Genomic DNA, 22,717 nt, shown 5'->3' with positions numbered 1-22,717 from the left:
GTCTGATGGCGCAAGGGGCCGACGTACATGCTGATCGATCATCGGACGTGATCGCATGAGCGCGGACGATCTGACCCCCGCAAAGACACGCGGAAGCCGCAAACCCCGTCCCACCCGTACTCGCCGCGTTCGAGTGCCCTTGCTGCCGCAGCTACTGGCGGCCGCCGTCGATATCGACCCAGGCGCCGTCGCCATCCGCTTCGACGGTCGTTCCGTCACCTACGCCGAGCTGGATGCCGCGTCATCGCAGCTGGCGCGTCTCCTCATTGCTCACGGAGTGGGACCGGAAGATCGGGTAGCGATCTCCATCCCACGCTCCGTCGAGTCGGTGTGCGCACTGTGGGCCGTCGCGAAGACCGGGGCCGCATTTGTACCGGTTGATCCCAACTACCCGGCCGACCGCGCCTTGCACATGCTTGTCGATTCCGGCGTCTCGATCGGCTTGACGGTAGCCGCTGTTGCCGAAGGACTGCCGGCGAGTCTGCAGTGGTGGGAACTCGACAACGCCGAGTTCCTGGCAAAGGCGGCCGAACTTCCTGCCGAACCGGTGTCGTACACCGAACGTGCCGGAACTCTGCGTGCGGAGCATCCCGCCTACGTGATCTACACCTCGGGTTCGACCGGTAGACCCAAGGGCGTTGTCGTCACGCATGGAGGCATTGCGAACCTGTGTGCCGAGCAGATCGAGCGCTACGGTCTCACTTCTGCATCCCGAACCCTGCACTTTGCATCGCCCAGCTTCGATGCCTCCGTTCTGGAATTGCTCCTCGCATTCGGCACCGGTTCCACGATGGTGATCGCACGCCCCGATGTGTACGGCGGCGACGAGCTCGCCGAACTGCTCACCGAAGAAAAGATCACCCACGCGTTCATGACTCCTGCTGCACTGGGATCGCTCTCTGCGGAGGGTGATTTCGACACGCTCGACGTTGTTGTCGTGGGCGGCGAAGCATGTTCGCCCGCACTGGTGACTCAGTGGGCGCCCGGACGAAAATTCTTCAACGCGTACGGCCCCACCGAAACCACCGTCGTCGCATCGATTGCCGAACTGACGGTCGACAGTCCGGTCACGATCGGCGGCCCGGTGCGCGGCGTCGGACTCTACGTTCTCGACTCCCGCCTGCAGCCGGTGGCGACCGGCACTGCCGGCGAATTGTATGTTTCCGGAACACATCTCGCCCGTGGGTACAACCAGCTTCCCACGACAACCGCAGCAAGTTTTGTGGCAAACCCGTTCGCGGACACGGGCGAACGTCTGTACCGCACCGGCGACACCGTTCGCTGGATCAAGGCCGGCGACGACCAACGCAGTCTCGAATACCTCGGCCGCGGTGACTCTCAGGTCAAGATTCGCGGATTCCGCATCGAACTCGGTGAGATCGACGCAGTTCTCGCCTCGGTGCCCGGCGTCGAATTTGTGGCGACACTTCCTCGGAGTGGGCCGACGGGTGAACCAGCATTGGTGTCGTATGTAAAGGCCGGAAACACGCTCGACGCTGAGGCATTGACAGTCCACGCACGCGGCGCACTGCCTCGGCACATGGTCCCGGCAGCAATGGTGATGCTCGAAGCTATTCCGCTGACTCCGGTCGGCAAGCTCGACGTCGACGCATTGCCGGCGCCCACATTCGAATCACGCTCGTACCAAGCGCCGTCCACGCCTGCCGAGAAGCTTGTGGCCGACGCGATTGCCGATCTCCTCGGCCTCGAACAGGTCGGCGCTTCGGATGATTTCTTCGAATTGGGTGGGAACTCCCTGATCGCCGCCAAGCTGGCCGGTCGTCTGGGCGCAGCGTTCGATACCCGCGTTCAGGTGAAGACTCTGTTCGAAGCGTCTACCGTCGAAGCGCTCGCCGCTCGCATCGAAGCCGAGACGGAAACGATCGGGCATGTGGCCTTGGCGCCGATGGTTCGTCCTGATCGTGTGCCATTGTCTCTTGCACAACAGCGCATGTGGTTCCTGAGTCGGTTCGACGCGGAATCTGCAGTGAACAATATTCCGATCGTTTTGCGACTGTCTGGTGAAGTGGACGTCAGTGCGCTTGCGCGCGCTGTCGAGGATGTTGTCGCTCGGCACGAGGTGCTGCGGACTGTGTATCCGGAGTTCGGTGGTATCGGCTATCAGGACGTTCTCGAAGTGTCCACGGCAGATATCGATCTGGATCCTCGGGATCTCGACGAGTCGGAGTTGCTTGCAGCTTTGGCGCCGCTGGTGACCGTTGGGTTCGACGTTTCCGTTGCAGTTCCACTTCGGGTTCGTCTGTTCCGTACCAGCCCAAGTGAATTCGTTCTCGCAATGGTGGTTCACCATATCTCTGCCGACGGTGTTTCGGTGGGTCCTCTGGTGCGTGATGTTGCATTGGCCTATCTTGCCCGGGCGCAGGGCGGCGCGCCGGCGTGGTCGCCGCTTGCGGTGCAATACGCAGATTTTGCGTTGTGGCAGCATGAGGTTTTGGGGGTCGATTCTGATCCGGCGTCGTTGATGTCGGAGCAATTGCGTTATTGGAGTGAGAATCTCGCGGGGTTGCCGGAGAAGATCGATCTGCCGTTCGATCGGAAGCGCCCGGCGGTTGCGTCGACGCGTGGCGCGGTGCATCGTTTCGATATCGACGGTGAGTTGCACAGGGCTCTGGAGCAATTGGCGTTGGATCGTGGTGTTTCGCTGTTCATGGTTGTGCATGCGGCGCTTGCGGTGCTGCTTGCGCGGATGGCGTCGACTGACGACGTGGTTATCGGTTCGCCGATTTCCGGTCGGGGGGAACCTGCGCTCGATGATCTGATCGGGATGTTTGTCAATACGCTGGTGTTGCGCACGCCGGTGACGTCGAACGTATCGTTTGCCGATCTTCTCGATCAGGTTCGTGAAACCGATTTGGGTGCATTTGCCAATGCGGACTTGCCTTTCGAGCGTTTGGTGGAGGTTCTCGAACCGGCCCGTTCGCAGGCGCATCATCCGTTGTTCCAGGTTGCGTTGTTCTTCCAGAACATGGCAGGTGACGCTCTGGAGTTGCCTGACCTGCGAGTCTCGGAGTTCGATGCGGGAATCGATATCGCAAAATTCGACCTTCAGCTGACGGCATCGCCGGTTGAAGACGAGGCCGGCGTCGGTACCGGCATGGTGATGTCGTGGCTCTACGCCACAGATCTTTTCGACGCCGCTACTGTTGGCGGGCTAGCCGAGCGCCTGACCACCATTCTCCGTGCGATGGTCACGAATCCGGGAACTGCTGTCGGTGACGTGGAACTGTTGTCCACCAAGGAAATACAGAACATCATCGAAGACTTCAACGACACGTCTCATCCGGTTGTGGGTGGGTTGTTGTTGGATGGTTTTGATTCTGTGGTGGGGGTTTCTTCGGGTTCGCGGGCGGTGGTGTGTGGTGATGTGGTGCTTTCGTATGGGGAGTTCGATGAGAGGGTTAATAGGTTTGCGCGTTATTTGATTGGTTTGGGTGTTGGGCCGGAGTCGTTGGTGGGGTTGGCTGTTCGGCGGTCGGTTGATTTGTTGGTTGGTTTGTATGCGATTGTGCGTGCGGGTGGGGCGTGGGTGCCGTTGGATCCTGATGCTCCGTCCTCGCGTAATGAGTATGTGTTGGATTCGGCTGATCCGGTGTGTGTGGTGTCGACGGAGCGTGATGGTTTCACGGCGTCGGGTCGTCGGGTTGTGTGTGTCGATGTTGTTGATGTGTCTGGTTTTTCGGGTGCGCGGGTTTCTGATGTGGATCGTCTTTCGCCGTTGCGGGCGTCGAATACGGCGTATGTGATTTTCACGTCGGGGTCGACGGGTCGGCCGAAGGGTGTGGCGGTCTCGCATGCGGCGATTGTGAATCAGCTCGAGTTCATGCAGGGCGAGTATGTTTTGTCGGCTGCGGATGTGTATTTGCAGAAGACGGCGACGACGTTCGATGTGTCGTTGTGGGGTTTTTTCATGCCGTTGCGGGTGGGTGCGGTGTTGGTGTTGGCGTCGGCTGATGGTCATCGGGATCCGGGGTATTTGGCGTCGGTGATTGACGAGCAGGGTGTGTCGGTGACGGATTTTGTTCCGACGATGTTGTCGACGTTTTCGTCGTTGGTGGATCCGGGGTTGTTGGGTTCGTTGCGTGATGTGTTGGTGATCGGTGAGGCGTTGCCGGTGGAGGCGGTGCGTGAGTTCGGGTTGGTGTCGTCGGCGCGGTTGCATAATTTGTATGGTCCGACTGAGGCTGCGGTGTCGTTTACGTTTGCGGATGTGACGGGTGCTGGGTCGGGGTCTGTGGTGTCGATTGGTGTGCCGGAGTGGAATTGCCGGGTGTTTGTGTTGGATTCGCGCCTTCGGCCGGTTGCGGTGGGTGTTGCGGGTGAGTTGTATTTGTCGGGTGTGCAGTTGGCTCGGGGGTATGTGGGTCGTCCGGATTTGAGTGCGGATCGGTTTGTGGCGTCGCCGTTCGGTGTGGGTGGGGAGCGGATGTATCGGACGGGGGATCTTGTTCGCTGGAGCGCTGAGGGGGATCTGGAGTACATCGGTCGTACTGATTTTCAGGTGAAGTTTCGTGGTCAGCGGATCGAGTTGGGGGAGATCGAGGCGGCGTTGGTGTCGCATGGGTCGGTGTTGTCGGCTGCGGTGGTGGTGCGTGGGTCGGTGATGGGTGATCAGTTGGTGGGGTATGTGGTGCCGGCTGTGGGCAGTGTTGTGGATGTGTCGGTGTTGCGGGGGTTTGTGGGGGAGCGGGTTCCGGGTTATATGGTTCCGGCTGCTGTGGTGGTGTTGGATGCGTTTCCGTTGAATTCGTCGGGGAAGTTGGATCGGGCGTTGTTGCCGGAGCCGGTGTTCGAGGCTCGGGTGTTTCGGGCTCCGGTGTCGTCGGTGGAGTTGGTGGTGGCGTCGGCGTTTGTGGGTGTGTTGGGTGTTGATCGGGTGGGGTTGGATGATGATTTCTTCGAGTTGGGTGGCAACTCCCTCATCGCGATGAAGTTGGCGTCCGAACTGAGTGCATCTGTTGGTGCCGACGTCCCCGTGCGCACGCTGTTCGGTGCATCGACAGTTGAATCCCTCTCCGCTCGAATCGAAGACACGCTTTGTGGCAGCGCGGCGTCGTCGAATCAGGCACTCGATGTTCTATTGCCGATCCGGGAAGCTGGATCGTCCGTACCGGTATTCTTCATCCACCCGATGAGCGGGCTGGCATGGAAGGCCTCCGGCCTGGTACCTCACCTCGACGCGCAGACGCCGCTCTACGGTCTGCAGGCACCGGTGATGGCGCAACCGTGGTCTCTGCCCACGTCGGTCGACGCATTGGCCGAACGCTACGTTCGCGAGATGCTGAGTGTGACTCCGAGCGGCCCGTTCCACATCGTCGGCTACTCGCTCGGCGGGTTCATCGGACACGCGTGTGCAGTTCTATTGCGCTCGAAGGGGTTCGACGTGAAGCTGGCAATGATCGATCCTCGCGGCACTACCGAAGTCGGGGAAAACCAGGCCCGGGACAACGTCTCCGAACTGGCCGCGGGATGGGGGGTCGACGTCGGGGACACCCTGGATCTCGGTGCGTTGGGCCGGGACGAGATTCTCGCGCTCGGCCGATCGCTCGATTCCCTGTCGTTCCTCTCCGACGAGCAACTCGGATCTCTGTACGATTTTGCGATCTCAGCTGCCTCGATAATCGACGGGTACGTACCGCGCGTCTTCGACGGTGACGCTGTACTTCTCAGCGCCACCGTGGGAGTCGGTTCGACAATCGAACTTGCCGAGGCCTGGAAGCCCTATGTCAATGGAACTTTGACTGAGACAACGGTCGAGAGTTCGCATCACTCGATGATGGAAACCGATCAGCTCGAGCTGATCGGTCCACGATTGGCGGCGTTCTTCAGGAGCTGATCGGAGCGTTAAGAGGACGTCGGCACAAATCTGAACGAGAAGCCGACGTTCTGCGTGTTTGTCGGGTCAGGTCCCGGGCCAGGTTGGGCAATAACCGACGTCGGTATCTGCCTGGCATTTTGGGTCAGAGGTGGCGCTTCCTGCCAAAAAGGCTGGGCAGCTTGGAGTTCCAACGCAATCTGAATGAGACCGGCTTCGTCCCACATACGACCACCGAGTTGGACTCCGAACGGAAGTCCGGTCTCCTTCGACCTTCCGGCCGGCGTCGTGACAACCGGAGCGCCTGTGTAGTTGGCCCAGGCGACGTCGGCGGTGACTCCGTCGAACAGTGCGATGCCCGCGACCTCAGAACGCTTACTGCCGTCCACACTGGCGCCTGGTACGAGAATGGCGTCGAGATTCTGCTCGGAGAGCATGCGGTTGTAGTCGTTTTGGTAGCGAAGCCTGTTGTGCGCCAACGTCATGTAGTCGGCGACTGGAACAGCCATCGATGCAAGGGCCTGCCCGACGAAGAGTGCTCGCTCCGGCTTGTACAGGCCGATCCGGTCGGAGAACTGCTGGTGATAATGGCCGGCCTCGGCCATATCTCCGGTCAGTAGTCCTGTCGGATAGGTCGGCATCGTCACGTCGACAAGCGTGCCTCCCAGTGCCACAACAGTGTCCGTGAACTCGGCGAACAGTGTGCCCAACGACGCCGGCAATTTGTCGACACCTTTACGGGGGATGCCGAATCGGCGGCCGGCGAGCGGTGACTGTCCACCCTGAGCTGCCAAGGGGTACCCGTCAGCCGGAACCGGGGGACCGGCAGACGTAGTTGGATCGTTGACGTCGACGCCGGCCATGTAACTGAGCAGCAAGGACGCATCGGCCGCACTTCGGGCCATAGGGCCGGTATGGTCACGCGTCCAGTTGAGGGGGATCGTTCCGTACGTGCTGCAACGTCCGAAAGTCGGCTTGACAGAGGTGATTCCCGTTGCGCTTGCCGGCAAGCGGAGCGATCCGCCAGTGTCGGTTCCAGTTGCCAGCGGACTGAAGCGGGCGGCCAGGACTGCAGCACTGCCGCCCGACGACCCACCCGGTGAGTACTCGGCATTCCAGGGGTTGCCCACTTGTGCCGTCGCCACACCGATGGCGAACTCGTCGCAGTGCGCGTGACCCATCAACACCATGCCCGCGTCACTCAGGCGGCGCCATACGGTCGAGTCACCCGCGGCGATGTTCCCTTCGAGGACGCGACTCGAGGCTGTGACCGGTAATCCCGATACCGCAAACATATCTTTCAGAGCGATCGGCAACCCACAGACCAGTGGTGGCGCTTCACCATCGCTCGTCCGCCCTGCGGTCGAGAGTCGTTGCGCTGCCTTCTCGGCGGCAGCGTACGCGACCTCCGGATAGATCCGGATCCATGAACCGATTCCACCGTCGTACTCGTGACTGCGTGTCAAGCACGCGTCGAGTAGCTCGCGTGGATGAAGGATGCCTTCCTGGAGCAGACTCGCGGCTTCGGTAGCGCTGAGCAGTGCAGGGTCGGTCGCGTCAATTGTGCTCGGAGCCGGCAATTGACTGTGTCGAGACGCCGAACGAATCGGCGTGGCTGCTGCAGGTTGTACGGCAGCGCCAACTGCAGTGGCACCGGCTACTCCGAGTGCCGTTGCGGCGCCGAGGAAACCACGTCGGGAAATGCCTGTGTTCACAAGAGATGCCTTCGAAAGTGTTGCTGGGGATGATCAGGAGATTTTGTCAGGTCAGGTAAGCGGAACCGCACCTGACGACAAAGGCCACCTGCTCGGACACTCCACAACGGGAGTGTCGCGAGCAGGTGGCCTTCGAGGTGAATCAGGTGCAAATCAGATTCCGAGCGAACCGGCGATGAACGGCCACGACTTGTGGAGATCGTCCTGCCAGTAACCCCACGAGTGGGTGCCCGTCGGGCGGAAGTCGACCACGGCGGGAATGTTCAGCTCGTACAGGCGCTTGGCCATGTTGGAGGTGCACAGGTTGGTAGCAGCTTCGATGACGCCGCCGACGATGATCTGGTTCTCCAGGTTTGCGCGTCCGTCATTCATGCGAGGGTTGAGGCTCGTGTCGTTCGGGAAGCCGGGAAGACCGTTGCCGGTGCTCATGTAGATCGGAGTTCCGCGGAGCTTTTCGGCGTTGACCAGCGGATCGTGATCGCGCCAGCCCTGACCGTCGAGCGGACCCCACATGTTGGTGACGTCGTCGACTCCACCGATCCATTCAGTGGTGATCCTGACGAACTGCTGGCCGAGCGGGTCACTGGTCTGAGCGCAGCCACTGTACGCGGCAACCGAGTTGTACAGTCCGGGATGCTCGATAGCGAGGTTCAGAACAGACGTACCGGACATCGAGATGGCGGACAATGCCTGCTCCCCGTTGCTGCCCAGTTCCTTGTTCAGGAGTGGCGGCAGTTCCTCGCCGAGGAAGGTCGACCACTTGTTGCGCCCGGCCTTCGGGTCGTCCTGCTCCCAATCGGTGTAGTAGGAGAGGCGTCCGCCCACCGGCGTCGCGACATTGACGTTCTTGTCGCTGAAGAAGTCGACGACGTCGGTCTGACGCTGCCAGGTCGCGGAGTCTTCGCCACCGCCTGCGCCGTTCAAGAGGTAGAGAATAGGACGTGGTTCGGAATTATCGGCCGGGGTGATGACCTGAATGGGCACCATCTTGTCCATCGACGCAGCGTAGACATTGACGACGAGTTGCCGATCATTGATCTTCTGCACGGACTTGACGTACGAACCGTTCGCGGCCACGTCGGATGCGGAATTGCCCGAGTTGTCGGGAGCGGCTTGTGCAATACCGGCGGTGAACAATGAGCAGGCGATTGCCAGAACTCCGACATGTGTGGCGCGACGCCAGGCTGGTTTCGTGTTTCGCGTCAAGACTTCTTACCTCTCGGTTGAAACGGTTCTCGGAAAAGCGGCGGTCTTTGCTTCCCGATTGGATATGTCGACCCGACCGTCGGATACGTTACGGGACGCCCCCGACTCGGTAGATCGATTTTCATTCAGGCGTTAGTCCGATGCAGCCCGACGGTATCCCTGAATTGCCGGATATATGAATATTGCGATCATTCCGAAGGACCAGGCAAATGTTTTGAGCACAGGTTCGAGAACTGGCCCACCAAGCGACATTCCTCGCATCGCTTCCACTGCTACCGACATCGGTTGTGCCGCGATCACCGGTTGCAACCAGACGGGATACGCCATTGTGGGGACAAAACCACTGTTGAAGAACATCAGCAGTGTGCACACGATGGAGACGATCTCGACGAGTGGAAGATTGTCCGACACTGTAGCGAGAGCCGTCACCATCACGGCAAATCCGATACCGAAGACAATCGGCAGAAGGAGCATTCCGATCGCGGCAACTGGGCCTTGGTTGAATCGGAAACCGGCGATGAAACCGACTCCGATGATCACGATCGTCGTCACGAGGACACGGATGGCCTCGGCGATCATGCGCCCGACCAACCCAGACGCACGGTGGGCCGGCAGCGTCCAGAAGCGGCTGAGTAGTCCGCTGGTCTTCTCGGTCCGTAGCCCGACAGCACTGGCAATGGAACCGAACATCGCGCCGACCAGAATGATCAGCGGAACAGTTCCGTAGATACTCGGCTGACCGGTGGCCGCGCTGATCGAGTTTCCGAGGACAACTCGGAACATGATGAGCGTCAGAGCCGGGTACAACAACGCTTGGATAGCGGTGGATGGATCCCGCGCCCAACTGACGAGCAGCCGCCGAGCTTGAATCAGGCTGTGAGTCCACAGAGCCTTCGCGGAGTTTTCCGGTAACGCGGCGTTGGGTTCCGGAAAGTTCAGCGTGCGACCGCGTCGTGGCTCGCTCTGGTCGAGTTTGCTCCTGTCGGTACTTGTCATCATGCCCGCCTTGTACTTGCCCAGTAGGCAAGGGGAGCGCAGACGACCAGCAGTCCCAACGACCACATCACAACCGGGAACATCGTGTGCGACGTGACGCCGCCGTGCGCGAGATCGCGCATCGCGAAGGAGAATTGTGAGACTGGCTGATTGCGCACGAAGGGGCGGATCCACTCGGGAAAGCCCGTCTCAGGAGCGAACCCACACGAGAGCATGCCCAGGATCAGCTGGGGAAGGGTAAGGGCCTGGCTGGTTGCCTGCGGGCTCTTCGAGAGTGAGCCGATAGCGTCGGCGCCCAGTGACAAGCATGTGCTGAACACCAAAGCCAAGCCGCAGAAGAGCGCTGCCTGGCCAAACCCTTCGGTGAATCGAAAACCGATCGCATGTCCGTAGACGAGTGCGGCCGTCAACGACACCACGGAACGGACGAATCCGCTGCTCATCCGGGACAGCAAGGGGACCGGTCCGTAGACCGGCATGGTCTGCATGCGCGAACTGAATCCGGTGATCTTCTCTTTTGCCGACATCTGTGCGGCCGAAATCGACGTGAAGGCCATCGCCTGCAACACGATGATCGGCATCAGGAACTGCGCGTAGTCGATGCCTTGGAGCTGCATCACGAACTTGAGCGGCAGGTAGAAACCCACAGTGAAGATCAGCGGAGCGATGACGGCGATAACCAGCTCGTAGCGTCGAACCATCGCCCGCAACGTGCGACCCGTGAGAACCCACCACTGCATGAGCGCCGACGGATTCGGGCGACGGTGACGTCCCACTCGCGTGGCAGCCGGAACCGAGATCTCACGGCGACCGGTCTTCTGCAGCGTCAGGTTCGGGGTTTGGTACTTGGTCGTAGTGGTCATGCAGGCTCACCGGCCTTGCCGGGTTCGGCAGCCTGAGGGCGTCCGGTCAACGAGAGGAAAACATCGTCGAGAGACGGGCGCCGCAGCGCGATGTCGGCAAGCGGAATTCTCGCGTGATCGAGGCGGCGCAAGGCCTCGGCAAGTGTCGCGGAACCGCGCGGTGCCGGGATTGCGATCTTTCCGTTGTCCTTGGCGATATCGAAACGGAAGTCCGGCGGAAGTAGGTTGCCCAGAGCGTTGGCTGCGGGGCCGAGTAACTCGGCGGACAGTGGAACGATCTCGCAGAAGCTCGCTCCAGTACGGGCCTTGAGCTGATCTGCGGTTCCCTCGGCGATGACCGAGCCCTTGTCGATCACGATGATGTTGTCGCTGAGAAGGTCGGCTTCCTCGAGGTACTGCGTAGTCAGCAGAACCGTGATGCCTTGTTCCTTCAGCGTTTGAACGAGATTCCACACGCTCTGACGGCTGCGTGGATCCAATCCGGTGGTCGGTTCGTCGAGGAATACGACCTCGGGACGAACGACGAGCCCGCAGGCGATGTCGATGCGACGACGCATACCGCCCGAGTAGTTGGCCACCGTGCGAGCGCCGGCCTCGACCAGGTCGAACTCCTCCAGGAGGTCAGCGGCCCGCTGCTTCGCCGACGCACGATCCAGGCCCATCAACTGTGCAAACAGTTCGATGTTCTCGCGGCCGGTCAGTGCATTGTCGAGTGCCGCGAACTGCCCCGTCATCATGATCGAACGACGAACTTCCGGGGCATTTCGTACCGCGTCGTATCCGGCGATCATCGCGCGTCCGCTGTCGGGACGGATCAGGGTCGACAGCACCTTGACCGTGGTGGTCTTGCCTGCACCGTTGGGTCCGAGAATGCCGAGAACCGATCCTTTGGGGGCCTGGAAGTTGATACCGCGCAGAGCGTGGACATCTTTGAAGGACTTGTGAACGTCCTCCACGACTACAGCCGCGTCCGTGGGAAAGGGCATCAATTCTCCGCTGTCTACATGGATGTGGTGGGGCTACCTTGGGTGGCCTGGTTGTGCCGATCCGGCTTGTGATGAGGCCGGAGGGCGCAGCCGCGGATGACCCACACGGATTGCGGGAACCTTGGTTGTCTATCTCCGAACGCACTGAGCATGTTACCGGAGGTGACACGTGCAACTTTGGCCTCAGACGGGGTGATTCGGTCGCTTTGCCTGGATAAGGCAAGCAAGCACGCAGTTGGGCCAGGACTAATTTGTGTGCCATCGCACACTCGGTTGCTCCGTGTCGGATACCTGACCGCATCGGTCGAATATCGTGCGTGGTGATAGCGTGCCGTCCATGGGCGTCCAGTTGTCGGTTGTTGTTCCGGTGTACAACGAAAAAGAATATCTTTCGGAATGCCTGGAATCCTTGTTGGAACAAGGCGACGATATTTCCGAGATAGTGGTTGTGGACAACAACTCGACCGACGGAACAGCTGAGATAATCAAAGAATTCGAACGGCGCTCGCCGAAGATTCGCTATTTAGTGGAAACTCGGCAAGGTGTTGTTTTTGCCCGAAATCTGGGATTCAATTCAGTGCAGGGAGAATTGATCGGCAGAGTGGATGCCGATACCCGGGTACTACCTGGCTGGGCTCGCGAAATACATGATCTGTTCACGGATCGGGAATTCGATGCCGTCACCGGATTCTCGTTGTTCTACGAATCGCCGTTCGCAACCGCGCAGCGCAACGCAGTTGCAAAGCAGGACAATCTCGGAAATCTCGGTGGCCTCAAAGATGCGCCTTCCCTGACCGGGTCGAATATGGCGATCAGAAAATCTGCTTGGCTGTCCGTGCAGGGATCGGTCAGTGATCGCAAGGATTTCCACGAAGACGTCGATCTGTCGTACTGCCTTCTCGGAAATGGCATGAAAATAGTCCAGAACCTTGCCATGCGAGCAGAAGTGTCCGGGCGCCGCGGGGAAACCGGTCCGATCGAGTTTCTGTCCTACAACAAAGCGTCGATCGCAACACTGAAACACCACGGCGCAATGAACCGTCGACTTCGCTTCATGATTTTCCGTAGTTCGATACTTCACACAGTTCTGTGGCCCGCATATCGCATGTACGACAAGAACACCGACGCAATGTCCGTGAAGCGACTGTTCTTCAGACCCGCCGCCCGTCAGATGCCGGTCGAGGCCTGAAGGAAGCTGATCCCTACGGTAGAGGGCGGTCGACACCGAGCGCGTCGTACAACTTTTTGATCCCACTGAAGTCCTGCACGAGTAAGCCGGATTCGGGAGAGTGCTCGACGTCGTCGATCATCCGGTGACCGCCGGCGATGCCCTCGGTATCCATGATCGCCCGCCACGCGCCGAAATCATTGCCGGCAAATGCTGCCATCGCGTCAGCCGCGCCGTCGACGAACCGTCGACGCTCATCCGAGTCGAGAGTGTCGAACACCGACACGGCCAGAGCGTCGGCGATCGACGCATGACAAAGTTCGTCGCGATTGTGAAGTCGGACCGTCGCACGATTGACCGGCTGAATGTCCTCACCGTCGATGATCACGTCCAGGTACGAGCTGATCGAGATCTCGGCGACGGTCATATATGCCAGTGCGACCACTGCGCGGGAACGCTCATCGGAGCATTCCGACAGTGCTTGCGCGCGAGCACGCACAGTCAGAACGTCCGGGAGAGACTTCGTGGGCAGCGACCATCCCCGTCCGCGACGGGTCGAGGAACTCGCGTTCAGATGCATCAGCGTGTGGTATTGCTCGTCGACCATGGCCTGATTGACAGCGACCGCGACGGAATCGGCGAACCCGACATCGAACGCGTCCACCGCGAGTAGCTCGAACCCGGGATTCACCACGCACCGCTCGATATCCATGACGTTCTTGTTGAAGGCAATCCAGGCCCACGCGCGGAGCCGTTCTTGCTGCTGCGGCGCGAGTGCCGTGTACACAGGGTGCTGGGCAAACGGCAGCAACGAGTCCGGATAGTCGAGTTTTGTGTGGTCGAAGAGATCGTCCAGATCAGGTTCGGGCTTCTTGACGGCGGCGCGACGAGGCCAGTTCTCGGCAAGTCGGCGCACGATTGCGCTCTCGACGGGATCCTCGGCGTCGAAGCCGGGAAGCGCAGGTGGTGCCACTCGATTGTGCATTGGTCCCTCCTACTCTCGGTTGCGCTCGGCTTCGTGGGAGCCGAGGTCCTCGAAGAGCGTCGCGGCGACCTCGTTCAGTTCCTCCGACTGATTACCCAGCGCACCGGCCGCCGACGCTACGAGATCCGAAAAGTCGTCGAAATTTCCTGTTGCCGCCTCCAACCGGGCAGCCGCAGCAGTCAACGCTTTGCGCGCAGTCGCGGCATAGGGATTGCCCGATTGAACATCCCAGTACACCTCGGGCTCGCCCGTGACGATTCGGGCAAGCAATGCGGAGAGTGTTCGATGGGGCGGCGGTCCGACATCGAGGGCGAGCTCCGGTGCCACGTCGAGTTCCGTCAACGCCAGACCGAAGGCCAACACCGAAGCATGGGTCAGGGCCTGGGTGGCAGCGGCCAGCCGATCATGACGGTCCGGATCCATGACAGGCGTCGACGCACCCCATGATCTGACCTCGTCGAGGAATTCGCGACACCGGGGGCCGTCGACGTAGGGAACCGCGATGACAGCACGACCACGCGGGCCGAGGGAAGGCCGGAACATCGGGTTGAGTCCGAGGAATTCACCGGCGCGACCGGATTCCTCGACGGCAACGGCAATGCGGGATTTGACCGACAAGGTGTCGACGATCAGCGTGTCGGCGCGTGCGGCACGCGTCAGTGTCGGCAATGCTGCGAGTGCGGTTTGCTCGGCTACGGCCAGGACAATCAGTTCCGCCTGCGCGAGTGCGCCCCGTACCGGTCCGTCGGGGCAGGAGATGTCGCCGACGAGATCGCTGCCGCGCGTCCGGTCCAGAACCGTCACGGATCTGCCGTCGTCGCGCAGGAGATCGACGAACATGGATCCCACCGCTCCGGCGCCACCCACTACGATCACATCACCCTGCGCCGGCATCGTGGGCTACCTTCCTATGCCCTTCTGGTAGCTCGGAGCTACATCGAGTGCGCGGAGCATCGTCGACGCCTTGACCGTTGTCTCGTCGAATTCCTCCTCCGCGTCCGACAGCGCGGTGATAGCGCCGCCGATACCGAAGCTCACTCCGGAAGACGTCGAAACCAGGGAGCGGATAACGATCGACAGATCGGCAGCGCCGCCGAGCGCAAAGTACCCGATCGAGCCGGAATACACTCCGCGAGGACCTGATTCGAGTCGGTCGATGATTTCCATCGTGCGCACTTTGGGTGCGCCCGTCATCGATCCGCCGGGAAACGCCGCTCGAACGCAGTCGACCGCTGACGAGTCGCCGCGCAACATTCCGCGCACCGTCGAGACCATCTGGTGAACGGATGAATACGATTCGATCCCGAACAAACGTGGCACGTGGACGCTTCCCGGGACGCAGACTTTCGCCAGGTCGTTTCGGGTGAGGTCAACGATCATCAGATTCTCGGCTCGGTCCTTCTCACTGTCGAGGAGGTCTTGCCGCAGCGCCGCGTCCCGCGCCCGAGTGACGCCACGGGGGCGAGTGCCTTTGATCGGTTTGCTCTCCACCTTGCCGTTGGAATCGACTCGTAGGAATCGTTCCGGAGACGCTGAGATGACCGCAATTCCGGTGAAATCGAGCAGTGCGCTGTAGGGAGTGGGGTTGATTGCGCGCAGATACTCGAATGTGCGCAGGGAGTCGATTGCCCCGTCGACAGCGGCCATATTGGTCAGGCACACCTCGTACGATTCACCGACGCGGATCTGTTCGAGCGCGTCCTCGATCAACGACAGGTACCGAGCCCGGTCGTGACGTAAACGTGCTTGTGCCCATACGGTTTCGCTGATCAGGGGAACCGGAATTCGCTCCTCGTCAGCGGCGCCGACTGCGGCAAGGACGTTGACGGCATGCGCGAGCCAATCGTCACAATCGTCTGCCTGCTGTGTTTCACGTACCGGGGTTTCACGTAGTCGCAAGACATGGGTTTTGCCGGCAGTGTGATCGATGACAATCGCGCGATCCGCGAAAACCATTGCCGCGTCGGGCGCCTCGGACGAGTGAGCACGGTGACCACCGGTCTGCGCCTTCAATTCGTATCCGAGGTAGCCGACATATCCGAGGTTGAAGTCCAGTTCCGGATCTGCGGGAATGTAGCGCGTCGCGAGTTGTCCGTCGAGATAGTCGAAAAACGGGACGTGAATGTGCTCGTCAGGCAGCCCCTTTCGCGTCACGGCGAGAACTCCGGCGTCTACGTCATAGGTGATGAACTCCGCCAACGGACCGGAAGAGTCGCCCATGATCGTGAACCGCGCATCGGGTTCCGACGTGGCTGCTCGATCGAGCCAGTACGGGTTTGGTCCGTCGGCAAAGAGAGCGGCGTATGCGGCGGACGGATCCACGGCAAAATCGAGCCGCACCTTGTCGACCTGGTACGACGACGCCGGCCGCAAACTTGGTGCCCGGGGAGTCGGATCCGGGCGCATCACGGACTCGAGAGTTCGGCCGACCGACAGATCGCGGAAGTTCGTGAGCAGTTCCACTCCGAATTCGGTGCTGATCGACTCGGGATGGAACTGAACTCCCCACATCGGCTTCGTCCGATGCCGCACTCCCATGATCACGCCATCCGGCGTCCATGCCGTCCGAACGAACTCGTCGGGAAGATTCTCGACGGCCAGTGAGTGGTAGCGGACTGCACGGAACGGAGAGGGCAGGCCGGCAAATACTCCGGACCCGTCGTGGTCGACAAGAGAAATCCGCCCGTGCATGGGTGCCGGCGCGAGTACGACATCTGCGCCGAACAGCTGACACAGTCCTTGATGTCCGAGGCACACACCGAGTAGGGGGAGCGGACCTTCGTCGATGAACCTGCGGCTGATCCCGAAATCCCGTTCCCGATCCGGTCGACCCGGCCCGGGGGAGATCACCACGTTGTCGAACTCGGCGAGATCGAGGGATTCCCACTCGGCGTCGTTGGTCACCACAGTGGGCACCACGCCGTTGACCTTGGTCAAGAGGGTGAAAAGGTTGTACGTGAACGAGTCGTAATTGTCCACGAGGAGCGTGCGGGAACTCATCTCGTTAATCCTGATCTCGGGCCGACTGATTCCCGCACATTTTCCACGTTTGCTTCCGGCCCGTCGATCACCAGGTCCTCGAGACGGCATGTTTCCGCGATCAGGAGCTCGTAAAGGGAGCTGAAGAACTCAGGTGACAGGTTGTGCTGGCGGGCGAATTGACGCGCGCGTTCCTGCACGACATGTACGCGAGACGGCTGCATCATCGGAACGTGACTGGTCCGCTTCCACTCGCCGATCTGCAGGCATAACAGGAGTCGTTCACGCACGGTCTCGAGCAGGGTGGCGTCGATGGCGTCGAGTTGGCGCCGGAATTTCTCCAGGTCGTCGCCGGGATTACGGTCGTGGGTCTGCGCGATCTCCCCGTGCGCGTCGGTGCCGGTCGAGTGCTGGAAGTCTGCCACGGTGCCTCCTGCTGCTGCGCTGTCGGAGGCGACGCCTACCCGTGACCGACGCGTTCAGCTGGCGCCGGCCACCGGTACCCCGACCGATCATCGCCGTTCGGGAAGGTGTTCCACCAATCCGGCGACTCGAAACCCTGGACATTCGTTCCTGCGAAGGCCACTTCTCGGTGTCGTGGACGACGTCGACGTTCGTGAATCGTCCTGTTGCCCAAATGTATTCGTACTAGTTGTTACTTCTTTGTCACCCAGGTGGTGATTTCGGCGCGGACGACTTCCTGGCCGGCGCGATCGACGATCGTGATCGGCACGACCAATTCGGTGCCGGTGGAGATAGCGCTGAAATCCGGCATGGGTGAAAGCTGTGCCACGGCGCGCAGGCCGGTCTCGGCCTTGGCCAGGTACTCGACGTTCATCGATTTCGGGATCCATCGGTGGGTGCCGGGGACGGTAGCTTCGCACAACATTCCCATCGCGACTTCGGCGAGGTTGCAGGCCGCTATCGCGTGGAAAGTGCCGAGATGGTTGTGTACGCCCCACCACTTCGGGGCGCGCACCTCGCACAGGCCTGGTTCCAGGGTTGTGACGCGGGGGAGAATGGACGCGAAGTAGGGAACGCGAACCGACATGGCAAGTGAGAAAACTGCCTGACCGAATGGGTTGTTCGGAAGCTTCTGCCAGGCGCGATAGGTGGGAGTCGTCGTACTCGAGGTCGAAGTCATGACGCGATCTTACTTGGGAGTAAGATCGTTGTCGCCCACATCACTATCGGAACGTGAGTGCCCGGAGTTGAGTAATTCGGACGCCTACGGCATACTAGTCGGGTTGCCTTGTCTGGGACTGGGTCGCTTGCGGCCAAGAGCAGTCAAGGGTGAAGACGTCACGAACAGCGTGTTGGGGTAACCCACCGATGATCGTGGCCAAGTAAGACGAGATGTAAAGCAAGACGGAAGCAGTACCTACTTTGTGTTCGACTTCGAACACGTCCGGTACACATCAAGCGCCAGATGGTCGAAAGATCATCGGCGCAGGATGAGTGAGAGAGCGACACGCCCGACCGCGTGTACCGGAGAACAATGACAAACGAACAGCGGCAGCGGATCTGGATGCGTCCCGATCGCTTAAGTGTTCGTCGTGTCATCGTCCAGGCAAGGACTGTGCAGACGAGGTAGCTCGAGCCTGACCAGGTGGGCTACGAAACGCGGCAAGAAAAGGACACTAAGCGTGGCGGGACAAAAGATCCGCATCAGGCTCAAGGCCTACGACCACGAGGCGATCGACGCGTCAGCGCGCAAGATCGTCGAGACGGTAACCCGTACGGGTGCCCGCGTCGTTGGACCTGTGCCGTTGCCGACCGAGAAGAACGTATATTGCGTCATCCGCTCGCCGCACAAGTACAAGGACTCGCGCGAGCACTTCGAGATGCGTACTCACAAGCGGCTGATCGACATTCTCGACCCGACGCCGAAGACGGTTGACGCGCTCATGCGCATCGACCTTCCGGCCAGTGTCGACGTGAACATTCAGTGACGGCGGAGACAAAAACAATGACTGATACCAAGATCAAGGGAATCCTGGGCACCAAGCTCGGCATGACCCAGGTCTTCGACGAGAACAACCGGGTTGTCCCGGTCACCGTCGTCAAGGCTGGGCCGAACGTCGTAACCCAGATTCGTACCGAAGAGCGTGACGGCTACACGGCTGTTCAGCTCGCGTTCGGCGCAATCGACCCGCGCAAGGTGAACAAGCCGATTTCCGGCCAGTTCGCCAAGGCTGGTGTGACCCCGCGTCGCCACGTCGTCGAGTTCCGCGTTGCGGATGCCTCCGACTACGAGGTCGGCCAGGAACTCACCGCTGAGGTCTTCGAGGACGGCGCATTCGTCGACGTCACCGGAACCAGCAAGGGTAAGGGATTCGCCGGAACCATGAAGCGTCACGGCTTCAAGGGACAGGGTGCATCGCACGGTACCCAGGCCGTTCACCGTCGCCCCGGCTCCATCGGCGGCTGTGCAACTCCCGGCCGCGTGTTCAAGGGCATGCGCATGTCCGGACGCATGGGTAGCGACCGCATCACGACGCAGAACCTCTCGGTCCACAAGGTGGACGCCGAGAACGGCCTGCTGCTGATCAAGGGTGCGATCCCCGGCCGCAAGGGCGGCCTCGTGATCGTCAAGAGTGCAGTGAAGGGTGGTGCACGAGCATGACCAGCACCGAGACCAAGTTGACCCTGGACGTCAAGGTCGCCGGCGGCAAGACCAACGGCACCGTCGATCTCCCCGCTGAGATCTTCGACGCTCCGGCCAACATCGCGCTTCTGCATCAGGTTGTCGTCGCGCAGCTCGCCGCTGCTCGTCAGGGAACCCACTCCACCAAGACCCGCGGTGAAGTCCGCGGCGGTGGCAAGAAGCCGTACCGCCAGAAGGGCACCGGCCGCGCACGCCAGGGCTCGACTCGCGCACCTCAGTTCGTCGGTGGCGGAACCGTTCACGGCCCGCAGCCGCGTGACTACAGCCAGCGCACCCCCAAGAAGATGAAGGCAGCCGCTCTCCGCGGAGCCCTCTCTGACCGCGCACGCAACGAGCGCATCCACGTCATCACCGAACTGGTTGCAGGGCAGACGCCTTCGACCAAGAACGCAATCGCGTTCCTCGGCGAGATCTCGGATCGCAAGAAGCTGCTGCTCGTCGTGGGTCGCCAGGATGTAGCCGCTTGGAAGAGCGTGCAGAACCTGGAAGGCGTGCATCCCATTGCACCCGACCAGCTCAACACCTACGACGTGCTCAATGCGGATGACGTCGTGTTCAGCGTCGAGGCGCTCAACGCGTTCATCCACGGGCCCGCCGAGACCGCCCAGGAAGAGAACAAGGAGGAGGCCAAGTGACGACCATCGCTGACCCCCGCGACATCCTGCTGGCACCGGTCATCTCCGAGAAGTCCTACGGACTTATCGAGGAAGGCACCTACACCTTCCTGGTGCACCCGGACTCGAACAAGACGCAGATCAAGATTGCCGTCGAGAAGGTCTTCGGTGTCACTGTGACCAGCGTCAACACCGCCAACCGTCAGGGCAAGCGTAAGCGGACGAAGTTCGGTTACGGAAAGCGCAAGAACACCAAGCGCGCTCTCGTGACTCTCGCCGCCGACAGCAAGCCCATCGAGATCTTCGGAGGACCGGTCGCGTAAGCGCCGGGACTTGACGAGACATAGAGGACGAGAAGACTCATGGCAATCCGTAAGTACAAGCCGACAACACCGGGCCGTCGTGGCTCGAGCGTCTCGGACTTCGCCGAGATCACTCGGTCGACCCCCGAGAAGTCGCTGGTTCGCCCGCTGCACGGCCGTGGTGGCCGTAACGCACACGGTCGTATCACCACCCGTCACAAGGGCGGCGGGCACAAGCGCGCCTACCGACTGATCGATTTCCGTCGCAACGACAAGGACGGAATCCCGGCCAAGGTCGCTCACATCGAGTACGACCCCAACCGCACAGCAAACATCGCACTCCTGCATTACGCAGACGGTGAGAAGCGCTACATCATCGCCCCCAAGGGCCTGGTGCAGGGTTCACCGATCGAGTCCGGTGCAGGCGCCGACATCAAGCCGGGCAACAACCTGCCGCTGCGCAACATCCCGACAGGTACCACCATCCACGGTGTGGAACTGCGTCCCGGCGGCGGAGCCAAGATGGCCCGTTCCGCAGGTGCCAGCATCCAGCTCCTCGGTAAGGAAGGCTCCTACGCCACGCTGCGTATGCCGTCCGGTGAAATCCGTCGCGTCGACGTGCGCTGCCGCGCATCCGTCGGCGAGGTCGGCAACGCCGAGCAGTCGAACATCAACTGGGGCAAGGCCGGCCGTATGCGTTGGAAGGGCAAGCGCCCGACCGTTCGTGGTGTCGTGATGAACCCGGTCGACCACCCGCATGGTGGCGGCGAGGGCAAGACCTCCGGTGGTCGCCACCCGGTCAGCCCGTGGGGTAAGCCGGAAGGCCGTACCCGCAAGAACAAGGCAAGCGACAAGATGATTGTTCGTCGCCGCCGTACCGGCAAGAACAAGCGCTAGGAGGGAGTGAAGGATGCCACGCAGCCTTAAGAAGGGCCCGTTCGTCGATGACCACCTCCTCGCGAAGGTGGATGTACAGAACGAAAAGGGAACCAAGCAGGTCATCAAGACCTGGTCCCGTCGTTCGACCATCATCCCGGACTTCATCGGCCACACGTTTGCGGTTCACGACGGCCGTAAGCATGTCCCCGTGTTCGTTTCCGACTCCATGGTCGGACACAAGCTCGGAGAGTTTGCACCGACCCGTACGTTCAAGGGTCACATCAAGGATGATCGGAAGGCGAAGAGGCGATGAGCAACACCGAAACCGCCAACCCGACTGCCAAGGCAGTAGCGCGCCACGTGCGCGTTACACCGATGAAGGCACGTCGTGTTGTGGACCTGGTCCGCGGGCGCTCGGTTGAAGACGCCCTGAACATTCTGAAGTTCGCGCCGCAGGCAGCGAGCGAGCCGGTCGCCAAGGTGATCGCCTCCGCAGCAGCCAACGCCGAGAACAACCTCGACCTCGACCCGAGCACGCTTGTCGTTGCGACGGCGTTCGTGGACGAGGGCGCGACCCTCAAGCGGTTCCAGCCGCGTGCACAGGGACGTGCGTTCCGTATTCGCAAGCGCACCAGTCACATCACCGTGATCGTGGAGAGCCTGCCGAAGTCCGGAACATCGACCCGTAATCGCCGGAAGGGAAGTGCTCAGTAGTGGGCCAGAAAATCAACCCGCACGGCTTCCGTCTCGGCATCACCACCGACTGGAAGTCTCGCTGGTACGCAGACAAGCAGTACGCGGAGTACGTCAAGGAAGACGTCGCGATCCGTAAGCTCCTCGCCACTGGCATGGAGCGCGCGGGAATCGCGAAGGTCGAGATCGAGCGCACCCGTGATCGTGTTCGCGTGGACATCCACACGGCACGTCCGGGCATCGTCATCGGCCGCCGCGGCGCCGAAGCCGATCGCATCCGTTCCGAGCTCGAGAAGCTGACCGGCAAGCAGGTTCAGCTGAACATCCTCGAGGTCAAGAACGCAGAAGCTGAAGCACAGCTCGTCGCACAGGGTGTGGCCGAGCAGCTCTCGAACCGCGTTGCTTTCCGTCGTGCAATGCGCAAGGCCATTCAGTCGGCCATGCGTCAGCCGAACGTCAAGGGAATTCGCGTTCAGTGCTCCGGTCGTCTCGGCGGCGCCGAGATGTCCCGGTCGGAGTTCTACCGCGAAGGCCGTGTGCCGCTGCACACGCTTCGTGCGGACATCGACTACGGCCTCTACGAGGCCAAGACCACCTTCGGTCGCATCGGCGTCAAGGTCTGGATCTACAAGGGCGACATCGTTGGCGGCAAGCGTGAGCTCGCAGCCACCGCCGCCGCTCCGGCCGGGGATCGCCCGCGCCGCGAGCGTCCGAGCCGTCCCCGTCGTTCCGGCGCAACCGGCACCACCGCGACTAGCACCGAGGCCGGCCGCGCAGCGACCGCAACCGCCGATGCTCCCGCAACTGATCAGAATCAGGAGGGCTGACGC

General features: G+C 61.1%; 20 protein-coding genes. 10 read left to right on the top strand and 10 right to left on the bottom strand.

Translation table 11 applies throughout. The features are described 5' to 3' along the window. Positions 1 to 55 precede the first annotated feature (55 nt). Complete coding sequence (locus C7T36_RS03990; protein WP_045070845.1) at positions 56 to 5,854, top strand: non-ribosomal peptide synthetase; 5,799 nt, start codon at positions 56 to 58, stop codon at positions 5,852 to 5,854. Positions 5,855 to 5,862: 8 nt separating this feature from the next. Here the strand turns inward: C7T36_RS03990 and C7T36_RS03985 are convergent, their stop codons facing one another. The 5 genes from C7T36_RS03985 to C7T36_RS03965 all read right to left on the bottom strand — a co-directional run bounded on the left by C7T36_RS03985 (position 5,863) and on the right by C7T36_RS03965 (position 11,599). Further along, positions 5,863 to 7,548, bottom strand: a complete 1,686-nt coding sequence (locus tag C7T36_RS03985) for an amidase (protein WP_045070842.1) — start codon at positions 7,546 to 7,548, stop codon at positions 5,863 to 5,865. A gap of 153 nt (positions 7,549 to 7,701) precedes the next feature. Further along, on the bottom strand, positions 7,702 to 8,754 hold the full coding sequence (locus C7T36_RS03980; RefSeq protein ID WP_045070840.1) for an alpha/beta hydrolase family protein: 1,053 nt from the start codon (positions 8,752 to 8,754) through the stop codon (positions 7,702 to 7,704). A gap of 132 nt (positions 8,755 to 8,886) precedes the next feature. Then, positions 8,887 to 9,750 (bottom strand): ABC transporter permease, encoded by an 864-nt coding sequence (locus tag C7T36_RS03975; protein ID WP_033231548.1) that lies wholly within the window; start codon positions 9,748 to 9,750, stop codon positions 8,887 to 8,889. After that, positions 9,750 to 10,613, bottom strand: a complete 864-nt coding sequence (locus tag C7T36_RS03970) for an ABC transporter permease (RefSeq protein WP_033231388.1) — start codon at positions 10,611 to 10,613, stop codon at positions 9,750 to 9,752. The genes C7T36_RS03975 and C7T36_RS03970 overlap by 1 nt, the downstream gene beginning before the upstream one ends. Further along, positions 10,610 to 11,599 (bottom strand): daunorubicin resistance protein DrrA family ABC transporter ATP-binding protein, encoded by a 990-nt coding sequence (locus tag C7T36_RS03965; RefSeq protein WP_045070838.1) that lies wholly within the window; start codon positions 11,597 to 11,599, stop codon positions 10,610 to 10,612. Before C7T36_RS03965 ends, C7T36_RS03970 begins: the two co-directional genes overlap by 4 nt. A gap of 337 nt (positions 11,600 to 11,936) precedes the next feature. Between C7T36_RS03965 and C7T36_RS03960 the strand changes: the two genes are divergently transcribed. Beyond that, positions 11,937 to 12,788 (top strand): glycosyltransferase family 2 protein, encoded by an 852-nt coding sequence (locus C7T36_RS03960; protein WP_033231386.1) that lies wholly within the window; start codon positions 11,937 to 11,939, stop codon positions 12,786 to 12,788. A gap of 13 nt (positions 12,789 to 12,801) precedes the next feature. Here C7T36_RS03960 and C7T36_RS03955 read toward each other — a convergent pair whose 3' ends face one another. The 5 genes from C7T36_RS03955 to C7T36_RS03930 form a co-directional block, all read right to left on the bottom strand. Next, positions 12,802 to 13,752: a diiron oxygenase gene (locus C7T36_RS03955; protein WP_033231385.1), complete on the bottom strand. Its 951-nt coding sequence runs from the start codon at positions 13,750 to 13,752 to the stop codon at positions 12,802 to 12,804. Between the two features lie 9 nt (positions 13,753 to 13,761). Next, a complete protein-coding gene (locus C7T36_RS03950; protein ID WP_045070835.1) occupies positions 13,762 to 14,646 on the bottom strand; it encodes a prephenate dehydrogenase dimerization domain-containing protein in 885 nt (294 codons plus the stop codon). Between the two features lie 6 nt (positions 14,647 to 14,652). Continuing rightward, positions 14,653 to 16,752 carry an aminodeoxychorismate synthase component I gene (pabB, locus tag C7T36_RS03945; RefSeq protein WP_045070833.1) on the bottom strand — a complete coding sequence of 700 codons (2,100 nt, stop codon included), beginning with the start codon at positions 16,750 to 16,752 and terminating at the stop codon, positions 14,653 to 14,655. Continuing rightward, a complete protein-coding gene (locus C7T36_RS03940) occupies positions 16,749 to 17,156 on the bottom strand; it encodes a chorismate mutase family protein (RefSeq protein WP_084703048.1) in 408 nt (135 codons plus the stop codon). The genes pabB and C7T36_RS03940 overlap by 4 nt, the downstream gene beginning before the upstream one ends. A 230-nt stretch (positions 17,157 to 17,386) precedes the next feature. Beyond that, positions 17,387 to 17,875 (bottom strand): hotdog fold domain-containing protein, encoded by a 489-nt coding sequence (locus C7T36_RS03930; protein ID WP_033231382.1) that lies wholly within the window; start codon positions 17,873 to 17,875, stop codon positions 17,387 to 17,389. Positions 17,876 to 18,377: 502 nt separating this feature from the next. Between C7T36_RS03930 and rpsJ the strand changes: the two genes are divergently transcribed. Genes rpsJ through rpsC form a run of 8 tightly spaced genes read left to right on the top strand, consistent with a single transcriptional unit; the run spans position 18,378 to position 22,714 of the window. Beyond that, positions 18,378 to 18,683, top strand: coding sequence for a 30S ribosomal protein S10 (gene rpsJ, locus C7T36_RS03925; RefSeq protein ID WP_003938093.1), 306 nt, complete (start codon positions 18,378 to 18,380; stop codon positions 18,681 to 18,683). A gap of 17 nt (positions 18,684 to 18,700) precedes the next feature. Beyond that, positions 18,701 to 19,357, top strand: coding sequence for a 50S ribosomal protein L3 (rplC, locus tag C7T36_RS03920; protein WP_045070827.1), 657 nt, complete (start codon positions 18,701 to 18,703; stop codon positions 19,355 to 19,357). Beyond that, entirely contained in the window at positions 19,354 to 20,034 is a 681-nt protein-coding gene (gene rplD / locus C7T36_RS03915; protein ID WP_033231380.1) for a 50S ribosomal protein L4, read from the top strand. Before rplC ends, rplD begins: the two co-directional genes overlap by 4 nt. Beyond that, positions 20,031 to 20,336: a 50S ribosomal protein L23 gene (gene rplW / locus C7T36_RS03910; protein WP_033231379.1), complete on the top strand. Its 306-nt coding sequence runs from the start codon at positions 20,031 to 20,033 to the stop codon at positions 20,334 to 20,336. Before rplD ends, rplW begins: the two co-directional genes overlap by 4 nt. A gap of 39 nt (positions 20,337 to 20,375) precedes the next feature. Continuing rightward, positions 20,376 to 21,212, top strand: coding sequence for a 50S ribosomal protein L2 (gene rplB / locus C7T36_RS03905; RefSeq protein WP_033231378.1), 837 nt, complete (start codon positions 20,376 to 20,378; stop codon positions 21,210 to 21,212). A 13-nt stretch (positions 21,213 to 21,225) separates the two neighbouring features. Beyond that, positions 21,226 to 21,507: a 30S ribosomal protein S19 gene (gene rpsS / locus C7T36_RS03900; RefSeq protein WP_003940820.1), complete on the top strand. Its 282-nt coding sequence runs from the start codon at positions 21,226 to 21,228 to the stop codon at positions 21,505 to 21,507. Beyond that, positions 21,504 to 21,908: a 50S ribosomal protein L22 gene (rplV, locus tag C7T36_RS03895; RefSeq protein WP_033231377.1), complete on the top strand. Its 405-nt coding sequence runs from the start codon at positions 21,504 to 21,506 to the stop codon at positions 21,906 to 21,908. Before rpsS ends, rplV begins: the two co-directional genes overlap by 4 nt. After that, a complete protein-coding gene (rpsC, locus tag C7T36_RS03890) occupies positions 21,908 to 22,714 on the top strand; it encodes a 30S ribosomal protein S3 (RefSeq protein WP_033231376.1) in 807 nt (268 codons plus the stop codon). Before rplV ends, rpsC begins: the two co-directional genes overlap by 1 nt. The last annotated feature ends 3 nt before the right edge of the window (positions 22,715 to 22,717 follow it).

Source organism: Rhodococcus sp. AD45-ID (assembly GCF_003023755.1).
GTDB classification, from domain to species: domain Bacteria; phylum Actinomycetota; class Actinomycetes; order Mycobacteriales; family Mycobacteriaceae; genus Rhodococcus_F; species Rhodococcus_F globerula.
This window is presented reverse-complemented; position numbering and strand designations above follow the sequence as displayed.